Consider the following 17,445-nt stretch of genomic DNA (forward strand, 5'->3'; position numbering starts at 1 on the left):
ATGCAGAACATGCAGAACATGCAGAACATGCAGAACATGCAGAACATGCAGAACATGCAGAACATGCAGAACATGCAGAACATGCAGAACATGCAGAACATGCAGAACATGCAGAACATGCAGAACATGCAGAACATGCAGAACATGCAGAACATGCAGAACATGCAGAACATTCAGAACATTCAGAACATGCAGAACATTCAGAACATGCAGAACATGCAGAACATGCAGAACATGCAAATGCATCATCTATTGCGTCACGTGCTGCTTCTGCGCAGCACCCTGTTGATCATAAGCGTGAACATGGTGGACAGATTTATCAAGCGACTGAGATCGACAGTCGATGGCTCAATAATGCCGATGGTCGTGGAAGTTTAAAGACTGAAATTGAGAGTCGAATCGGGACCGATGAAAATAAGCTCTTCATCAAACTACATGCCGATAAAGCAGAATCTCAAGACGCTGATTATGCGGCTCAAGTGATGTATAGCCGTATGATCTCTGACTTTTGGGATGCGCAAATTGGCGCACGTTATCGTGTCGATGAACATCAAGTGACGGACAAGGAACAGTTAGATGCTGCGGTGGGTCTGCATGGTCTGGCACCTTATTTCTTTGAAACCGATGCTTATTTATATCTTGGTGCAGAAAAACAGGTCAGTTTTTCTTTAGAAACCGAACGTGATCTGCTGCTGACGCAAAAATTGATTTTAAAACCGTATCTGAACCTAGATGTGGTGCTGAGTGATGATTCTGCCTATGCACAAAAAACAGGACTCAGTGCTGTATGGCTAGGGCTAGAAACACGCTATGAAATTAATAAAAAGTTGATGCCATTTATCGATGTTGCTTACAGCTATGAAAAAGGAAATCAGCATACGGCATGGCAAGCTGAAACTGGAAGTGAAAAACAATGGTGGTATGGCGCAGGTGTACGTCTGAAGTTCTAATCGGCGAATAGACCAAATAAAGAGGGCATCATCAACAGGTTTTGGTGATGCCTTTTTTATTTCTGAATCTGTCCTTTGAACAGACATGCTATGTTTTGGCGCAAATCATCTGCACTAGAGTTTTACTCAACTGAATAACGCCCTGAATTTGGTCAAAAAATGTAAAGACTGCACTAAAAGTCAGCATATTTGCTATACTGAGACAATATTCGGAGGAACGACCTCCCTTACATCTTTGTTCAAAGCCAGTAAGAAAAATCGTCAGGACGACCTGACTCTACTAATATGGAGGAAGGCATCATGGCCTGGGTTGTTCTGGTATTCGCTGGTATTTTTGAAATCGTTTGGGCCTATTCGATGAAGCTCTCAGAAGGCTTTACAAAACTTGGCCCAAGTTTAGTCACTTTATTTTTTATGATCCTGAGCTTTGGTTTATTGGCGTATGCCATGAAAACATTGCCTCTAGGAACGGCTTATACCATTTGGACAGGAATCGGTGCGATTGGCTCATTCCTCGTGGGGATTTTTATACTCGGTGAGCCTGCAACTGCTATGCGGATGTTAGCCACAGTACTGATCATTTCTGGTCTAATCTTGATGAAATTATCTTCAAGTTAATATGTTTTAAAGCACAGCGGTCATTGACCTCTGTGCTTTTTTTATGGGTAAAAATATGGCTTGGGTTTTATTAATTGTAGCGGGATTGCTTGAGGTGGTTTGGGCGTATTGTATGAAAGTCTCTGAAGGCTTTAGCAAACTGACGCCAAGTATTTTGACCATCGTTTTCATGATCGCAAGTTTCGCTTTATTGTCTTATGCAATGAAATCCTTACCGTTGGGTACAGCCTATACGGTGTGGACAGGGATTGGTGCAGTGGGTTCATTTATCCTCGGCATCGTTGTATTGGGTGAGCCTGCCAATGCCATGCGCATGCTAGCTGCGGTCCTGATTATTTCAGGACTGGTCTTGATGAAATTATCGTCCTCCTGAATAATGAAGTGCTGCGATTTTGAGCTTGGAGTATGTCATGCAACTTTCTTATCAGTTTTTAGATTCACCCGTTGGACAATTAAAACTTGTTGCACATGAAACCGCATTGGTGGCTGTCCTTTGGGAAAATGAAAACCCTAATCGTGTGCGATTGGCGGCTTTGGTTGAAGATCGGCAACACCCGATTTTGCTCAAAACTGCACAGCAATTAAATGAATATTTTGCAGGTAAAAGACAGCAATTTGACTTGCCGCTAGACTTTGAAGGTACCGAATTTCAGCAACAAGTTTGGCAAGCTTTACTGACAATTCCTTTTGGAGAAACTCGCAGTTATAAACAAATTGCAGAGCAGATCGGCAATGTCAAAGCCGTACGTGCTGTCGGTGCAGCCAATGGTAAAAATCCAATTTCAATTATTGCACCCTGTCATCGTGTTGTGGGGGCAAATGGAAAATTAGTGGGTTTTGCGGGCGGTCTAGAAAATAAAGAAATATTGTTAAAAATTGAGAAATTACAATAAAATAGAAAATATACTTATTTAAAATAATGAATCAAATTAGTGAATATTTCTCAAATTTTTGCACCCCTCATTTCGACGTTTTGGTGGCTAATTCCATTGTTACTGATTGTGGGGGCAATCAAAGCATTTAAACCATATTTAAAGGGGAAAATGGGGGAGTTTGCTGTCACCGTTCATGTCAAACTTTATTTGAAAGACCATTATATATTGTTAAATGATTTGACCTTACCAGATGGCGAGGGAGCTACCACTCAAATTGATCATCTTCTTTTAAACCTTTTGGTGTGTTTGTGATTGAAACTAAAAACTATAAGGGCTGGATTTTTGGGAGCGAAAGACAAAAACAATGGACGCAAAAGATTTATAAAAAAAGTTTTAAATTTCAAAATCCGATTCACCAAAATTATAAACATATGAAAGTGTTAGAACAGGTGTTGAGCGATATACTGGATAAAGACAATATGCATTCTGTGATTGTTTTTATGCCTGAAGTGGTGTTTAAAACAGAGATGCCGTCGAATGTTTTTCGGGGTACAGCTTGGGTGGACTATGTTCAAACTTTTCGGCAACCCGTGATCTCTGAAATGAAACTTAAACGAATACAGTTGCGTTTAGAAAAAGAAATTTTAGAAAAATCGTGGAAAACAAATCGACAGCACGTTGAAGATTTAAATCAACGGCATAATTCATAAACTTCCTGTATGCTGTGGATTGTGAACAGTATCTGACTGATAAAAATAGACGGACAATAACAATGAACGACACGCTTCAACATCTTTATGAATCGACTTTAGATCATCCTGAGCAATACCAAGACTTTTATCAGCAACTTTTAGCCAACCAAGTGTATTGTTTGGGTGAGCGTGATGCTGAGCAGCATTTACATTTTCAATTGATGGAAACGGAGCAAGGCGAGCAAGCCATTCCATTTTTTCTGAGTCTTGCGATGCTTCAACAGGATGTCGGTGCAGATGCAGAGTTTGTCATGATCAGTGCTGAAAAATTATTTGCGATTACCAAAGGCGCAAGCTTGGTGATGAACCCGACTTCGGAACATCCTAAAGAGTTCTTGGCAGATGAGATCGACGCAATTTTAGAGTTTGCCAAACAACAAAGCCTTTGAACACTGTAGGTATAATCAAAGGCTCTGCGGCTACGCTTAGATAGGTGTTTTCACACTTTTTCGTTTTAACATTGGGCGATGTGTTTTAAAACTTACATACCTGCTTTGAGTTTTTCCACGATTTCATCAAGTGGTTTGACGCGTTTTACTTCATCCCAAAGGACTTTGGCTTCTGGGTAATGTTTCGACATCATACCGAGCCATTGTTTATAACGACCGACCATATTCATTTCTTTTTTATACGAGCCATTTAAGAAACGAATTTGTAATCCAAGTAGTTCATGCCATGTAATCAGCGGTTCATCGGTATTACGACGGATACACTGTGTAATGTCAGGAGTGGTCACCGCAGCACGACCAATCATTAGGTCTTCACAACCGGATTCGAGTTGGCACTGTTTGGCATCGGCATTGTTCCAAATTTCACCGTTGGCAATCACATTGATTTTCAATGCTTCACGAATGGGTTGCAACTGATCCCAAAAGGCAGGCGGGGTATAACCATCGGCTTTAGTCCGCGCATGGACTGTAACCCATGCAGCTCCGGCATCTTCGATGGCATGCGCATTTTCCATAGTGAAGTTACGGTCCATATAACCCAAACGCATTTTTGCTGATACAGGAATATGACTCGGAACAGCATCACGCACAGCTTTGACTAACTCATACACCACTTCAGGCTCATCTAGCAGAACTGAACCACCACGGTGGCGGTTGACGGTTTTTGCAGGGCAACCAAAGTTCATATCAATCGCAGGGGCACCAAGTTCTACCGCGCGTACAGCATTTGCCGCGAGCATAGTGGGATTGTTACCTAAGAACTGCACATGAACCGGTGTTCCTGCTGCAGTTTTGCCTTCATTGTTTAGTTCAGGACAATAGCTATGATAAATATGATCGGGCAGGACAGAGTCCGTGACACGGATAAACTCAGTTACACACCAGTCAAAACTCCCCACATGCGTCAACACATCTCGCATAATTGGGTCGGTTAAGCCTTCCATCGGCGCAAGAACAAGTTTCACGGTCATACAGCCAAAAATTGAAAAACGGAGTTATACGTGGTTTTGAAAGGGATGTCTAGGTTTTGTGCTTAAGGTGACGCGGAATACGAAATGACAAGATTTTATGTAACTATTTGGTGAAATTAGGACCAAAGTCGTAAAGTATTGACTGACATAAAACTTTAACAATAAAATGAGTAAATACATATGGATAGTAATAATAAGAAGATGGCTTTTACTGTTGTTTTTTAATGGAATCAACAACATATACTGTGCTTGAATCTTTTAAGATTTCATGTATGATGGCTGCAACTAGAAAAAAAGTATTGTTTCGTAAATTTTCTTTAAGTATCGCAGTGTTAGTCATAATCCTTCGTTTTTTACAGAAATGAAGTTCAATTCTTTATTATTTTCCAAGTTATAGTCAGTCATCATCCAATGGCTAAATCAACAAATTAATAGGTATTATTATGTCTAATACAGTTACTGGTACAGTTAAATGGTTCAACGAAACTAAAGGTTTCGGTTTTATTGCACAAGACAACGGTCCTGACGTTTTTGCTCACTTCAGCGAAATCACTGGTTCTGGCTTCAAAACTTTGCAAGAAGGCCAAAAGGTTTCTTTCAGCATCGCTCAAGGTCAAAAAGGCCCGAATGCTGTAAACATCGTTGCTCTATAATTTAGACGTAATGAAAAAAAGCGCTGTATAGCGCTTTTTTTATGCCTGTTATTTCTGTGTGAATAATCAAGCTATAAAAAAGAGAGCCGTAGCTCCCTTCTTGATAAAATATTAAATCGTTTCATCGTCGACTTAGCGGCCCAAAACCATTTCTAAAATAAACTTAGATCCAATAAAGCCGACTGCCAAAAGAGAAAAACCAATAATGGTAAAGCGAATAGCTTTTTGACCACGCCAGCCAAATCGATAGTGTCCAATAAGCAAAGCTCCATAGACGAACCATGAAATAATGCTAAAGGCTGTTTTATGTGCCAAATGCTGTGCAAAGAAGTTATCGATGGTGAAGAAACCAAACCCAAGCGCCACGGTCAGTAGTGCAAATCCAGCAATCAATAAATCAAATAGCAAAGATTCCATGGCTTGGAAGGAAGGAAGCAGGCTCACCCATACACGTTTTTTCTGCTTGTTTTTCAGTTCACGGTCTTGTAAACGCAAAATAACCGCTTGAATAGTTGCCATCAGTAGGACGGCATACGCGGAAAGCGACAAAATAATATGGATGTCTAAACCCAGTGAATGTTGCTCTATAAATTGATTTTGTCGACTAAATGCAAAGCCTAAAATCAACCCCGTCGCTGCCACAGGAATACCCAACAGGTTCATCGCAAGCACAGGTCGATAGGTACTAAATAACACACTGAGCAATAGCATGAGACCTGAAGTAAATGACATCAGGTTGAACACGTCATAGTTCACACCCATAGGCGTCAACATGTCGTTATATAAAACACCTGCATGCAATAACATGCCTAAACCAAGTACAACACCAATAAACCAATGGTTCGGCGCACGTTTAGACATTAAATGGCTGAATAAATACCAAAAAGACGTGGTATAAGCGATTAATGCTAGGATCGTGTAAACCAAGGGGAGACTGATCATGTCAAACCTTTTTCAGGATGTTGAATATTCATTTATATAAATTCTGCAAGAACTAAAGTATCCTATAGCATTCTATGCATAAATTTTCTATTTTAAGAAACAATTTTTTGCTCATGGCTATTTTAAGCGGATTTTGCAATGTTTGATACCTTAACAGAACGACTCACGCAGAGTTTAAGAAATGTTACTGGCTCAGGGCAGCTAACCGAAGACAATATTAAAGATACGTTACGCGAAGTACGTATGGCACTTCTTGAAGCCGATGTTGCGTTACCTGTAACTCGTGAATTCATCGCGAAAGTTAAGGAAGAAGCATTGGGCCAAGAAGTGATGACTCAGTTATCACCGGGGCAGGCTTTCGTCAAAATCGTTCATGACGAATTGACCAAAATGATGGGTGAGGCGAATGAAAGCCTAGACCTAGCGGCAAAACCACCAGTTGTTGTGCTACTTGCAGGTTTGCAAGGTGCGGGTAAAACAACCACTGCGGCAAAACTTGCACGTTTCTTACAAGAACGTCAAAAGAAAAAAGTAGCAATGGTATCTGCCGACGTTTATCGTCCAGCAGCGATTAAACAGCTACAAACAGTTGCAGGTGAAGTTGGCGCGATTTTCTTTGAATCAAGCGCAGACGAAAAACCGATTACCATCGCAAATCGTGCGATTGAGCAAGCAAAAATTCAATTTGCTGATGTCTTGATTGTCGATACAGCAGGTCGTTTACATGTAGATGACGAAATGATGGATGAAATTAAAGAGCTTCATGCAGCAATTAAGCCGACTGAAACATTGTTCGTGGTTGATGCCATGACCGGTCAGGATGCGGCGAATACGGCAAAAGCCTTTAATGATGCTTTGCCTTTAACAGGTGTGATCCTGACAAAAACGGATGGTGATGCACGTGGTGGTGCGGCACTTTCTGTTCGTGCCATTACTGGCAAGCCGATTAAATTCTTGGGTATGGGTGAAAAACTCGATGCCCTAGAGCCATTCCATCCTGAACGTATCGCACAGCGTATTTTGGGTATGGGTGACGTACTTTCTTTGGTCGAAGAAGTTGAACGTAAAATCGACAAAGAAAAAGCCGAAAAAATGGCGAAAAAACTGCAAAAAGGCGGTAGCTTCAACTTTGAAGATATGCTGATGCAGTTTGAACAAATGAACAAAATGGGCGGCATGATGGGCTTCCTGGATAAACTTCCAGGCATGAGCAACTCAGGGATTCAAGATGCGATTGCACAAGCAAATCCTGAAAAGCAAGTGAAGAAAATGGAAGCGATTATTCAATCGATGACCATTAAAGAACGTCGTAACCCAGACTTGATGAATCCAAGCCGTAAAAAACGTATTGCAGCAGGCTGTGGTATGGATGTTGCTGAAGTGAATAAACTCATCAAGCAACATGCGCAAATGGCGAAAATGATGAAGAAATTTGCCAACCCAACGGGTATGGCAAAAATGATGAAATCATTAGGCAATATGCAAAAACAATTTGGCGGCGGTGGCATGGGTCCATTGTTTGGTAGTAAAGATCCGAAGTAATTTGGACTGAAAAAAAGGCGCTTTCTGCGCCTTTTTTTATGGCTGCAATTTGACGAGACTGTGCGTTCAAGTAAAGTGGTAGGGTACATTTGATAGCAAGTACTGGATGAAGGAATCTTGCTATACCAGCAGATAGATACCGAACTGAGCTAAATCATTACAAAAAGATGCCAAATTGACATTGAGACCATGTTGGTGAAAGGTTTAAAACAGAGGTGAAAATTTGCCGAACTGCAAATTGAAAGCTTCACTAAAAATAATCACCTAAAATAAGAATCAAATCATGAATACACTGCATACGCCAGAAAGCCAAAAGATCTATATTGTTCATGGTCATGATGCATCGCCGAATGATCATTGGTTTCCTTGGTTGGGACGAAAGCTGCAGGAAGCAGGACATTATTCTCGACGCATCGTGATGGCAAATGCAGCACAACCTGATTTTGACCATTGGCAGAAATTTCTAGCGTTGCAAATGCCAGATTTGGATGAAAATACCATCGTGATTGCACATGGTTTGGGGTGCTTAACTACGCTGCATTATCTCAATCAATATTTTGAACAGCATGGCACACGGATTAAAGCGGGCGTTTTTGTGTCAGGTTTTAAAAGTAGTTTACCGACACAACCTGAATTAACCGCATTTATTCAACGTGCAAAAATGGATAGCGGTGTTTTACAGACCTATATGCCGATTTGTATCAGCTTGATTTCATCCAATGATCCTATCGTGCCGCCACCGGTTGCGATCCAATTGGGCAATTTTATAAATGCACAAATTTATGAAGTGAAAGAAGCCGGGCATTTCACAGCAAAAGATGGCTTTTCTGAGATTCCACAACTGTGGCACGTGTTAGAGCCAATTTTAACGGCTTAGATAGGTTTTGTGCGCGTGTTTAATAGATCGCGTGTTTTGTAGATAAGGTAATAGTGAAAACTAAAATTGATCATGCAATAGGTGCAATTGAAGATAAAAAAAGGCGCAATCTGCGCCTTTTGTTTGTTCGATTTGTTGATAGATCAGTCGAGTTCTAAAGCAACACGTTCACGAATGTCGTCAATGTTGTCATTGGCTTCGCGACCATCTTCCTGCCATGCTTTATAAGCACCAACATATTCACCATCGGTATCGACGACATATTCAGCCGCAATTTTTCCTGAGGCATACCATAAGCGATAGGCGTCATTGCCATTTTCATCGACTTTATACGCTGCGCCACGTTGTCCTGTTGGATAAAACTCTTCGCCTTGGATGCTCACGCCATCTTGGTTCACAAAGGTAGATTCTACTTTGCCATTTTTGCGATAAAGCGTTACCGGACCTTCGATGTCACTGCCACTGAAACTAAATAGTTTCATCGGATCTTTAACCCAAGCAGGTGAGGATTGAGGGGTTTTGGTTTCTTGGTAAAAATCTTGAACTAAAAAATCACCTGTGGCATTACGACCTAAAAGTACACGGTAATAGCCGTCTTGGACTGGGGTCATGTAATAACTTGAGTCAATATACGATACGCAGCCGCAGTAATCAGGATTATCTTCATCTCCAAAATAGCCCAAAACTGCTTCAGAGGTGCTGAGCTGAGATTTGATTTCGGCAGGGATTTTAGAGTTGGCTAGATTTTGTGTGGTGGTACAACCGCCGAAGAATAATGTAGAGGCGAGCAGGCTTAAACCCAGTAAATTCTTAAATTTCATATCTATACTCTTCGTCTTATATTCTATCTTGAAAGACATTTTTAAATTATAAAGTTGCTGATGTATCTGTCGATCATCGCAGGCTATTGTAATTCCTTGGACGAAAAAAGGTCATGAATCGCGATACAATTTGTAACCACGCTTATATGAAATGACCATCAATAAAAAAGCGTGATCACCATTGGTCATCACGCTTTCACAGTTTGCTATCAAAAGATGGCTAAATTACACGCCATTTACATAACTTTGTAGGCCTCGAAGCAGCAAATCTGCTTCGACAGCTGGCTGATATTGTTCTAAATAGCGTGCAAATAGCGCAGCATCGCCACCGGTTAAAATCAACTGACTTGGATATTTGTCGAGAACCTTTTCAATGGTGCTGACCAAGCTGAGCAAGATGCCATGATGAACAGCGTCTATGGTGTTTTTACCAGGAGACAGCTCATCAAAGGTGGCATCTGGAATTTTAATGCCTTTGGTGTTTTGGATGAGCGAATCACGTTGCAAATACAAATTTGGCAAAATATAGCCGCCTAAATGTTGTAAGCCATCCGTTAAGTCAATGGTGAGTGCCGTGCCACAGCTAATGACACAGTATTTTTGTGTAGGGTCTTTGACCACAGCCAGCATTTGCAGCCAACGGTCGATCCCGAATTTACTGGTGTCTTCATATGCACAGCGTAAGCCCGCATATTCGGCATGTACTTTGGCAATAGTGACAGGAACGGCTAAAAATTTAAGAATTTTTTGAATCCGATCATTATTTTTTTTGTCGAGTACCGAGGAAATCCCGACCTGACCTAAGTCCAAACTTTTAAAGTGTTGGATCAAACCGAGAAGTAGTTCGGCAGGCGACTGTAAATGCAGTTCCGCAGCATGCTCTATGATTTGATCGTATTCGGTAATCCAGTATTTCAGCCGTGTATTACCGACATCGAGCCATAATTTTTTCATCAGTAGGCCTTTGCAATCCTGTTTATGATTGATCTGCTAAACGTAAGCGACCTTGGAAATGATTTTCTAAGCGCTGCGAAGTTTGGATGTTGATCGAACCATCATTTTCAATACCGAGAAAGCGGCCTTGGCTTTTGCCTCGCAGATGTTCAAGCTCAACGGGCTGTTGCATAAATGCAGCGTAATGGTTGAATCGTTCAGCGAGGTTATAGCAGTTATGATCGAACCATTCACCTGCAAGTTGAATTGCTGCATACAGTTCAGTAATTAACTGTAACCGGTTTGGCGAGGGAAGTCCGAGTTCAGATAACGATGTTGCACGTTGCTCAATTCCTATGGATGGAATCGGAAATAAGTTCATGCCAACGCCGACTATCGCTTGATGTGGCGAAATCGGTTCAATCAAAATCCCGCCCCATTTGCCTTGTGGGCTATACAGGTCATTGGGCCATTTCACTTGTAAAGCGAGATTTTGCAAACTTGGCATTTGTAAGATATTTAAGGCAATTTCGAGTGCAAGCCGTCCATCTATCGCTGTCTGTAAATTCAGCAATGTGCTTAAATAGATATTACCAACGGGTGAGACCCATTGATGATCGCGTTGCCCACGGCCTTGAGTCTGTTGTTCACTGCATACCAAAACATGTTGAATGCCTTTTTTGGCAATCTCACGGACATCGTCATTGGTCGATGTGGTAATGGGCTTCAGTAATAAAACTTCAGGCGGTTGAGGTACTGTGCTCAGCAATTGCTGTAAATGTCTGGTCTCTAAATCCATTTGAATCTGAGAGTTGTGGAATAATATTGATGGAGTTAATCATATATTTACTGATTGGTGCAATCGCTGGTTTTGCTGCGGGGCTATTTGGTGTTGGCGGTGGCCTGATTATTGTACCGATTTTATTCATCGTCTTTACCCAACTTCAGTATGATCCCAGTGTGATAATGCACATGGCGGTGGGCACCTCTTTGGCCACGATTATTGTGACCTCACTCAGTTCGGTTTCGGCGCATCATAAAAAAGGTGCAGTGCTGTGGAATGTCTTTCGGAATTTGGCACCGGGTTTGGTGATCGGTTCATTTCTCGGTGCTGGCATTGCAGATTATCTCTCAGGGCAGGGCTTGCAACTGTTAATCGGCTTTTTTGCAGTCTGGGTGGCCTTTAAAATGTTTCGCGGTGCTGCGACACCTGTCGATCCGAATAAACATTTACCCTCACAAGCCATGCAAATGGCAGCAGGCGGTGGCATTGGGATTGCCTCTGCGATCTTCGGTATTGGTGGTGGCAGCTTAACCGTCCCGTATTTGAATAAAAATGGCGTCATTATGCAAAAAGCAGTCGCAACGTCTGCTGCATGTGGTTTACCGATTGCGATTGCTGGGGCCCTCGGCTTTATGTGGTTTGGTCATCAAGCCGATATCGTGGTTCCCAATACCATTGGTTATATCCATATTTATGCATTTATCGGGATTAGTGTAATGAGCTTCATCACTGCGAAATTGGGTGCGAAAGTGGCTCATATGTTGTCGCCATTTATGCTAAAGCGTTGTTTTGCATGTTTATTAACAACAGTCGGCTGCTATTTTATTTACCAAGGTATGCAAGCCTTTGGCGCATGATTGTCCGTTTTGACTGAAAAAATTGGCTTTGTTGACACAAGATTGTCAGACAATGTCATGTTCAATTAGGTTGCTTATCGTTTCTAATGCAAATAGATTGAGTGTAAATCTGAACATTGCATCTTATAAAAAAAAGATAGGAACAGTATGCAACAACAAGAAGCGGACAGTTTGTCGGAACAAATTGCCAAACACATCGGTGAACAAATCATTCGCGGTGAGTTGGTCGAAGGCGAGCGTATTCAGGAACTCAGAATCGCGGCCGAATTGGATGTGAGCCGTGGCTCTGTTCGTGAAGCTTTATTGATTTTAGAACGGACTCAGCTCATTGAAATCTACCCACGACGTGGCGCCTTAGTCTCTGAAATGTCGGCTTTACAAGTGCGCTCATTATTTGATATTGCGGCATTATTGTTGGGTCAAATTGTGCATCGTATGGCGGAAACGTGGCGCAGCCATGAAGCTGAGCGTATTCAGTTATTACTTGAACAATTAGACGTGGAAACTCGCCAAGGCAATACTGAAAAGTTTTATGATCTGATTTTTCAGGGCATGGCTCGTCAGCATGAAATGGTGGGAAATACCTACCTGATGCGTTATTACCAAGAATTGTTGCCATCACTCAGACGCAGTTATTTTCTGACACTGAATATTTCACGACGTGAACTACAAGAATCTTTTGATTTGTTTAAATTAGTGACTGATGCAGTTTTAATCAGAAAATCACATCAAGCCACTTTATTTATGGAAGATTTTTGTCGACACTTACGCAACCTTGTGTTGGAATCACTAACACGGATGAAACAAATCGAATTAGCGTGGGCGAGACGTTCACGCCGCTGATCAGGACATTATGCGTTTAAGCAGTTTAAAACTTTCCGGCTTCAAATCTTTTGCCGATAGCACAACTCTAAAATTTGAAGGCAACCGTAGTGCGGTTGTTGGACCGAACGGCTGTGGTAAATCCAATGTGATTGATGCCATTCGTTGGGTTATGGGGGAGTCCAGTGCCCGTCAATTGCGTGGTGGCACCATGCAAGATGTTATTTTTACCGGAACGGCAAAGCGTAAACCAGTCGGGATGGCGAGTGTTGAACTGCGTTTTGATAATACCTATGGCAAGCTAGGTGGCGCTTATAATGCCTATACTGAACTGGCAGTTCGTCGTCAGGTCAATCGTGATGGTAAATCCGAATATTTCCTCAACGGCACCAAATGCCGCCGTCGTGATATTACCGATATTTTCTTAGGTACCGGTTTAGGTCCACGTTCGTATGCGATTATTGAACAGGGCATGATCAACCGTTTGGTCGATGCCAAACCTGAAGAAATGCGTGTGTATATTGAAGAAGCAGCTGGGGTTTCTCGCTATCAAGCTCGTCGTCGTGAAACTTTACAGCATCTAGAACACACCACTCAAAATTTAGAACGTCTCGAAGACATTGCATCAGAACTGAAGTCTCAGTTGAAAACCTTAAAGCGTCAGTCTGAAACGGCGGTGCAATATAAAGAATTAGAAACCCAAATTCGTACTATTAAGATCGAAGTGCTGTCTTTCCAATGTGAGCAAAGTAAACGTTTACAGCAAGAATACACGCTTCAGATGAATGAGCTCGGGGAAACCTTCAAACTGGTTCGTTCTGAGCTGAATACTCTAGAGCATGACTTATCTTCCACCAGTGCTTTATTTCAACGGCTTATTCAACAGTCCACACCATTACAAAGCGAATGGCAACAGGCGGAAAAGAAACTGTCTGAGTTGAAAATGACGCTGGAGCAAAAGCAGAGTTTATTTGCACAAAATTCGGCAAGTTTGGTGGAGCTTGAAAAGCAAAAAGCTCAAACCAAAGAACGTTTACAGTTATTGGAGTTACAACTGGAAACGCTGCAAGAACAGCAAGATGGATTTGTTGAGCAATTACAGCGCCAAGAAAGCAGTAGTCAGGAACAGACCCAGCAGTTAGCCGATTTGAAAGCTCAGCATCAACAAGCGGTTCAACAATTTGAACAATGCCGTGGGCAAGTTGAAAAGCAGCAACAGCAAAAGCTACAGATGTTGGCGCAGAGTGAACAATTGACCAAAAATATTGGTCGTATTGAGCAACAACGTGAGACTCTGCAACAGCAACGAGGTCAAATTCAGCATCAGGCGCAGCAAGATGAGTTGGAGCAGTATCAGCAAGATAAGCAACAGCTCGAACAACAAATTACGCAACAAGAGCAGGTGATTGCCGAAACGCAGACACAGCTTGCAGCTGCACAAGAACAGCAGGCACAGCACAAAAATACGGTGCTGCAGTTAAAGTCAGAAATACAGGTGCTGTTGTCCGAGCAGAAAAACCTAAATCAATTGATGATTAAAGCCAGTCCAAAGCAGCAAAGCCAGCGTCAACATTTAATGCAGCAGTTGCAGTTGAGCACGCAAGGTAAACAGCATGCGCAACTGGTCGAGAAATTTTTGTCTAAATGGCTGAGTGCTCAAGTCTTGGGACACAGTGATAATTTTCAAGACAGTATTGCACGTCAGGTCAAAGGCAGTTATCACACAGCAGCACAAATCGTTGGATTAGAAGCTTTGGCGACGTGGATTGAAGCCCCTCAACTTTCGATCTGGCAGCAGGTCGCGATTGCTGAAACATTGACAGTGGCATTGAGCCATCAGGCTAAACTGGCCGCAGGTCAGTCAATACTCACGCTCGATGGTTATCATGTCGGTGCAGATTGGGTGATTGGTCTAGATTATGATGAGGACAGCCAAGCAGGGCAAGGTGCATTGAGCCACCGTATTCGCTTAGATGAATTGACTGAATTACTTGCAGAGCAGCAGCCAAAGCTAACGCAACTAGAAGGCCAATTGCCTGAGTTGCAAAATGCCGTACAAGCTTTACAGCAAAATCTGCAACAGCAACATAGCCAATTAAAAAATTGGCAAAAAGACATTCAAAATGCTGATGTTGCCATTGCGAAGGTACAAAGTTCCAATCAGGCTTTTGCATTACAAAAGCAGCAGTTAGAAGATCAATTACAGCAACTTGAAGCACAGCTTGAAGAAGATGCCATGCAAAAAGACGATTTGGAAATTGATTTGCATGCGCTGACGATGAAGCTTGAGCAAGCTTTGCCCAATTATAAAACCTTGCAATTCCAAGTTGAAGAGTTGAGTCTAGCACTGGAAAGTGCTCAGCAAGTGGCATTACACAGTCAGCAAGAATTGGAAATTGTGCGTCGTCAGACTGTACAGACAAAACAACAGATTGAATTATTAGAAAAAGACACGGTCTTTTTGAAAGCGCAAACTCAGCAAATTATTGGACAGATGGAGCAGGCAAAGAAATTTGTCGATCCGGTACAGTTAGAATTGCCTGCGCTTGAGTCACAGTATTCAGAGCAAGCCCAAGTCACTGAACGTTTACAAAAAACCTGGAATGATTGGCAGCTTGAACTGAATAATGTTCAGAGTAAACAACAGACATTGACTGAACAACGCCATTCACATCAACAGCAAGATGAAAAATTGCGTACGCAATTGGAAGAAAAGCGTCTGGCTTGGCAATCCGCGCAGTCTGATTTACAGCATTATTCTGAACAGCTGAAAGAAATGAACAGCGAAATGCTGACAGGTTTAAGCATTGATGTGGTATCCCATCAGCAAAAACTCGAAAAAGCGCAGCAGCAGTTTGATAAATTGGGTGCAGTCAACTTGGCTGCGGCAGAAGAATATACTGAAGTTTCTAAACGCTTTGATGATTTAAGCCACCAAATGGATGACTTGCAAAAGACTGTTGAGCAACTGCAAGCCGCGATGAAAAGCATTGATCAGGAAACGCGAAAGCTGTTTATGACCACCTTTGATAAGGTTAATGCTGAACTTCAAGAGTTGTTTCCGAAAGTATTTAATGGTGGTGAAGCAAGTTTAAGCCTTGAAGATGGTTGGCAATCGGGTGTAAAACTGATGGCACGACCACCGGGTAAACGAAATAGCTCTTTGGCATTATTGTCAGGTGGTGAAAAGGCATTGACCGCATTGGCTTTGGTTTTTGCGATTTTCCGCCTAAATCCTGCGCCATTTTGCGTTTTAGACGAAGTCGATGCACCTTTAGACGATGCAAATGTAGGAAGATTTTGTAATCTTGTAAAAGAGCTTTCAGAACAAGTGCAATTTATCTACATTACACACAATAAACTGGCAATGACAATGGCAACTGACTTACTTGGTGTGACCATGCCAGAACCAGGAACTTCAAAATTAGTGACTGTGAATATTGAGCAGGCCAAAGAATACGGTTTAGCTGCGGAGGCATAACATGGAAATCACCACTATAGCTGGGATTGTAATCGCTGTAATTATCATGGTTGTGGGCATTCGAATGATGTTTCGTAAACCTGCGGATGCAGCGCCATCACTCGACACCGAATTACATATTGACCCTGATAGTCAGCAACCTGTTATTCCGCGCCATGTACGAAATCAGTTAAATACACCTGAAACCACGCAACGTGTAGAGCCGACTTTGGCTGAGGAAAAAGTCACAGCGGTTGAAACGACTGAAGCTGTTCAAGCGAATGTAACGCCAGAAGCAACGGCAACGGAACAAGCAGAGCAGAGCGTTGAGGCTACGGCAAAGACTGAGACGACTACGACGGATCCCGTTTCAGTTGAAAAAGCTCAAACTGCAACAGAAGACAATATATTGTCTACAGAAACAACAGAATCTGCAACGGTTGCAACTGTAGCCACCGATGCCAATCACGCAGCGACTCCTGCGACGAATGTTCAGGCTGACGCTGTTCCTGCAGAAAAAGCACCAGAATTTAGTGTAAATAGTGCAATTGAAAAAGCTGAAATTAGCGATTTTGATGAAGAAAGCAGTATTTTGGATGCTCATTTACATGAACAAAAAATTGTTGATGAAGAAAGTGCTTTAGCGACTGCGGAAACTTATATCGCCTTAAATGTGTTCCCTGATAGCCGTGCCTTGTCAGGTGAAAAAGCATTAAAAGTGTTACTGAAATACGGTTTACGCTTCGGCGAAATGGCCTGTTTCCATCGTTATGATGAAGAAGGCACAAAGTTATTATTCTCTGTATTACAAATGAATAATGATGGCGCTGCGCAAGGTTTTGATCTTGAAACTTTATCGACTGAAGAAGTAAAAGGTTTAGCTTTCTTCTTGGCGCTGCCACACAGCGATGTGCAAAATGCCTTTGATACCATGGACAGCATTTCACGTCTAATTGCACGTGAAATTGACGGTACTGTGTATGATCAAAATAACCAAGAATTTACACCGCAGATGCGTGAACATTGGCGTCATCAAGCGATTGATTATCGTCAAGGTCAAGCTATCGAAGTCTAAGCGTCTTTGATTGAAACTCACCGAGTGGGTTTCTATAATAGCAACAGATAATGAAATTTGAGGG

General features: G+C 42.0%; 17 protein-coding genes and 1 pseudogene. 13 read left to right on the forward strand and 5 right to left on the reverse strand.

Going from position 1 to position 17,445, the window contains the following annotated elements; all coding sequences use genetic code 11:
• The 6 genes and pseudogenes from FTT88_RS11135 to FTT88_RS11160 all read left to right on the forward strand — a co-directional run.
• Nucleotides 1–950: copper resistance protein B (locus FTT88_RS11135; protein ID WP_218955736.1), on the forward strand; the 950-nt coding region annotated here is incomplete at its 5' end.
• A gap of 300 nt (nucleotides 951–1,250) precedes the next feature.
• Nucleotides 1,251–1,568: a multidrug efflux SMR transporter gene (locus tag FTT88_RS11140; RefSeq protein ID WP_180005009.1), complete on the forward strand. Its 318-nt coding sequence runs from the start codon at nucleotides 1,251–1,253 to the stop codon at nucleotides 1,566–1,568.
• Between the two features lie 55 nt (nucleotides 1,569–1,623).
• Entirely contained in the window at nucleotides 1,624–1,941 is a 318-nt protein-coding gene (gene sugE / locus FTT88_RS11145) for a quaternary ammonium compound efflux SMR transporter SugE (protein ID WP_078191206.1), read from the forward strand.
• 37 nt (nucleotides 1,942–1,978) lie between these two features.
• On the forward strand, nucleotides 1,979–2,461 hold the full coding sequence (locus FTT88_RS11150) for a methylated-DNA--[protein]-cysteine S-methyltransferase (protein ID WP_180005010.1): 483 nt from the start codon (nucleotides 1,979–1,981) through the stop codon (nucleotides 2,459–2,461).
• Nucleotides 2,462–2,506: 45 nt separating this feature from the next.
• Nucleotides 2,507–3,153 (forward strand): annotated as a pseudogene (locus FTT88_RS11155) (NERD domain-containing protein).
• 62 nt (nucleotides 3,154–3,215) lie between these two features.
• On the forward strand, nucleotides 3,216–3,584 hold the full coding sequence (locus FTT88_RS11160) for an SseB family protein (protein ID WP_180005011.1): 369 nt from the start codon (nucleotides 3,216–3,218) through the stop codon (nucleotides 3,582–3,584).
• 92 nt (nucleotides 3,585–3,676) lie between these two features.
• Here FTT88_RS11160 and FTT88_RS11165 read toward each other — a convergent pair whose 3' ends face one another.
• A complete protein-coding gene (locus FTT88_RS11165; protein WP_180005012.1) occupies nucleotides 3,677–4,609 on the reverse strand; it encodes a tRNA-dihydrouridine synthase in 933 nt (310 codons plus the stop codon).
• Nucleotides 4,610–5,058: 449 nt separating this feature from the next.
• On the opposite strand from FTT88_RS11165, the gene FTT88_RS11170 reads away from it, so the two are divergent.
• The gene (locus tag FTT88_RS11170) at nucleotides 5,059–5,268 is read left to right on the forward strand and encodes a cold-shock protein (protein WP_067761877.1); all 210 of its coding nucleotides are present in this window, start codon (nucleotides 5,059–5,061) and stop codon (nucleotides 5,266–5,268) included.
• Between the two features lie 132 nt (nucleotides 5,269–5,400).
• Here the strand turns inward: FTT88_RS11170 and FTT88_RS11175 are convergent, their stop codons facing one another.
• Nucleotides 5,401–6,210, reverse strand: coding sequence for an inner membrane protein YpjD (locus FTT88_RS11175; protein WP_180005013.1), 810 nt, complete (start codon nucleotides 6,208–6,210; stop codon nucleotides 5,401–5,403).
• A 138-nt stretch (nucleotides 6,211–6,348) separates the two neighbouring features.
• On the opposite strand from FTT88_RS11175, the gene ffh reads away from it, so the two are divergent.
• Complete coding sequence (gene ffh, locus FTT88_RS11180; RefSeq protein ID WP_078191163.1) at nucleotides 6,349–7,752, forward strand: signal recognition particle protein; 1,404 nt, start codon at nucleotides 6,349–6,351, stop codon at nucleotides 7,750–7,752.
• Nucleotides 7,753–8,035: 283 nt separating this feature from the next.
• Nucleotides 8,036–8,629 (forward strand): alpha/beta hydrolase, encoded by a 594-nt coding sequence (locus tag FTT88_RS11185; protein ID WP_180005014.1) that lies wholly within the window; start codon nucleotides 8,036–8,038, stop codon nucleotides 8,627–8,629.
• A 143-nt stretch (nucleotides 8,630–8,772) separates the two neighbouring features.
• Here FTT88_RS11185 and FTT88_RS11190 read toward each other — a convergent pair whose 3' ends face one another.
• The 3 genes from FTT88_RS11190 to FTT88_RS11200 form a co-directional block, all read right to left on the reverse strand.
• Nucleotides 8,773–9,450 carry a hypothetical protein gene (locus FTT88_RS11190; protein WP_180005015.1) on the reverse strand — a complete coding sequence of 226 codons (678 nt, stop codon included), beginning with the start codon at nucleotides 9,448–9,450 and terminating at the stop codon, nucleotides 8,773–8,775.
• Between the two features lie 225 nt (nucleotides 9,451–9,675).
• The gene (locus tag FTT88_RS11195) at nucleotides 9,676–10,404 is read right to left on the reverse strand and encodes a type III pantothenate kinase (RefSeq protein ID WP_180005016.1); all 729 of its coding nucleotides are present in this window, start codon (nucleotides 10,402–10,404) and stop codon (nucleotides 9,676–9,678) included.
• Between the two features lie 22 nt (nucleotides 10,405–10,426).
• Nucleotides 10,427–11,182, reverse strand: coding sequence for a biotin--[acetyl-CoA-carboxylase] ligase (locus tag FTT88_RS11200; RefSeq protein WP_180005017.1), 756 nt, complete (start codon nucleotides 11,180–11,182; stop codon nucleotides 10,427–10,429).
• A 29-nt stretch (nucleotides 11,183–11,211) separates the two neighbouring features.
• Here FTT88_RS11200 and FTT88_RS11205 point away from each other — a divergent pair, with 29 nt between their 5' ends.
• From FTT88_RS11205 to FTT88_RS11220, 4 genes are all read left to right on the forward strand, one after another.
• Entirely contained in the window at nucleotides 11,212–12,024 is an 813-nt protein-coding gene (locus FTT88_RS11205; protein WP_168378525.1) for a sulfite exporter TauE/SafE family protein, read from the forward strand.
• Between the two features lie 147 nt (nucleotides 12,025–12,171).
• On the forward strand, nucleotides 12,172–12,867 hold the full coding sequence (locus FTT88_RS11210) for a GntR family transcriptional regulator (RefSeq protein WP_078191157.1): 696 nt from the start codon (nucleotides 12,172–12,174) through the stop codon (nucleotides 12,865–12,867).
• 10 nt (nucleotides 12,868–12,877) lie between these two features.
• Complete coding sequence (smc, locus tag FTT88_RS11215; RefSeq protein ID WP_180005018.1) at nucleotides 12,878–16,327, forward strand: chromosome segregation protein SMC; 3,450 nt, start codon at nucleotides 12,878–12,880, stop codon at nucleotides 16,325–16,327.
• Nucleotide 16,328: 1 nt separating this feature from the next.
• Complete coding sequence (locus FTT88_RS11220) at nucleotides 16,329–17,381, forward strand: cell division protein ZipA C-terminal FtsZ-binding domain-containing protein (protein ID WP_180005019.1); 1,053 nt, start codon at nucleotides 16,329–16,331, stop codon at nucleotides 17,379–17,381.
• Nucleotides 17,382–17,445: the final 64 nt, after the last annotated feature.

The organism is Acinetobacter sp. YH01024, assembly GCF_013420195.1.
GTDB classification, from domain to species: Bacteria; Pseudomonadota; Gammaproteobacteria; order Pseudomonadales; family Moraxellaceae; genus Acinetobacter; species Acinetobacter amyesii.

What these genes read in the sequence shown, in the direction of transcription:
- FTT88_RS11220 (WP_180005019.1), top strand. Translation starts at nt 16,329, where the DNA reads ATGGAAATCACCACTATAGCTGGGATTGTAATCGCTGTAATTATCATG.
- FTT88_RS11185 (WP_180005014.1), top strand. Translation starts at nt 8,036, where the DNA reads ATGAATACACTGCATACGCCAGAAAGCCAAAAGATCTATATTGTTCAT.
- FTT88_RS11190 (WP_180005015.1), bottom strand. Translation starts at nt 9,450, where the DNA reads ATGAAATTTAAGAATTTACTGGGTTTAAGCCTGCTCGCCTCTACATTA.
- FTT88_RS11205 (WP_168378525.1), top strand. Translation starts at nt 11,212, where the DNA reads ATGGAGTTAATCATATATTTACTGATTGGTGCAATCGCTGGTTTTGCT.
- FTT88_RS11150 (WP_180005010.1), top strand. Translation starts at nt 1,979, where the DNA reads ATGCAACTTTCTTATCAGTTTTTAGATTCACCCGTTGGACAATTAAAA.
- smc (WP_180005018.1), top strand. Translation starts at nt 12,878, where the DNA reads ATGCGTTTAAGCAGTTTAAAACTTTCCGGCTTCAAATCTTTTGCCGAT.
- FTT88_RS11175 (WP_180005013.1), bottom strand. Translation starts at nt 6,210, where the DNA reads ATGATCAGTCTCCCCTTGGTTTACACGATCCTAGCATTAATCGCTTAT.
- FTT88_RS11210 (WP_078191157.1), top strand. Translation starts at nt 12,172, where the DNA reads ATGCAACAACAAGAAGCGGACAGTTTGTCGGAACAAATTGCCAAACAC.
- FTT88_RS11160 (WP_180005011.1), top strand. Translation starts at nt 3,216, where the DNA reads ATGAACGACACGCTTCAACATCTTTATGAATCGACTTTAGATCATCCT.
- FTT88_RS11170 (WP_067761877.1), top strand. Translation starts at nt 5,059, where the DNA reads ATGTCTAATACAGTTACTGGTACAGTTAAATGGTTCAACGAAACTAAA.
- FTT88_RS11200 (WP_180005017.1), bottom strand. Translation starts at nt 11,182, where the DNA reads ATGGATTTAGAGACCAGACATTTACAGCAATTGCTGAGCACAGTACCT.
- FTT88_RS11195 (WP_180005016.1), bottom strand. Translation starts at nt 10,404, where the DNA reads ATGAAAAAATTATGGCTCGATGTCGGTAATACACGGCTGAAATACTGG.
- FTT88_RS11140 (WP_180005009.1), top strand. Translation starts at nt 1,251, where the DNA reads ATGGCCTGGGTTGTTCTGGTATTCGCTGGTATTTTTGAAATCGTTTGG.
- sugE (WP_078191206.1), top strand. Translation starts at nt 1,624, where the DNA reads ATGGCTTGGGTTTTATTAATTGTAGCGGGATTGCTTGAGGTGGTTTGG.
- ffh (WP_078191163.1), top strand. Translation starts at nt 6,349, where the DNA reads ATGTTTGATACCTTAACAGAACGACTCACGCAGAGTTTAAGAAATGTT.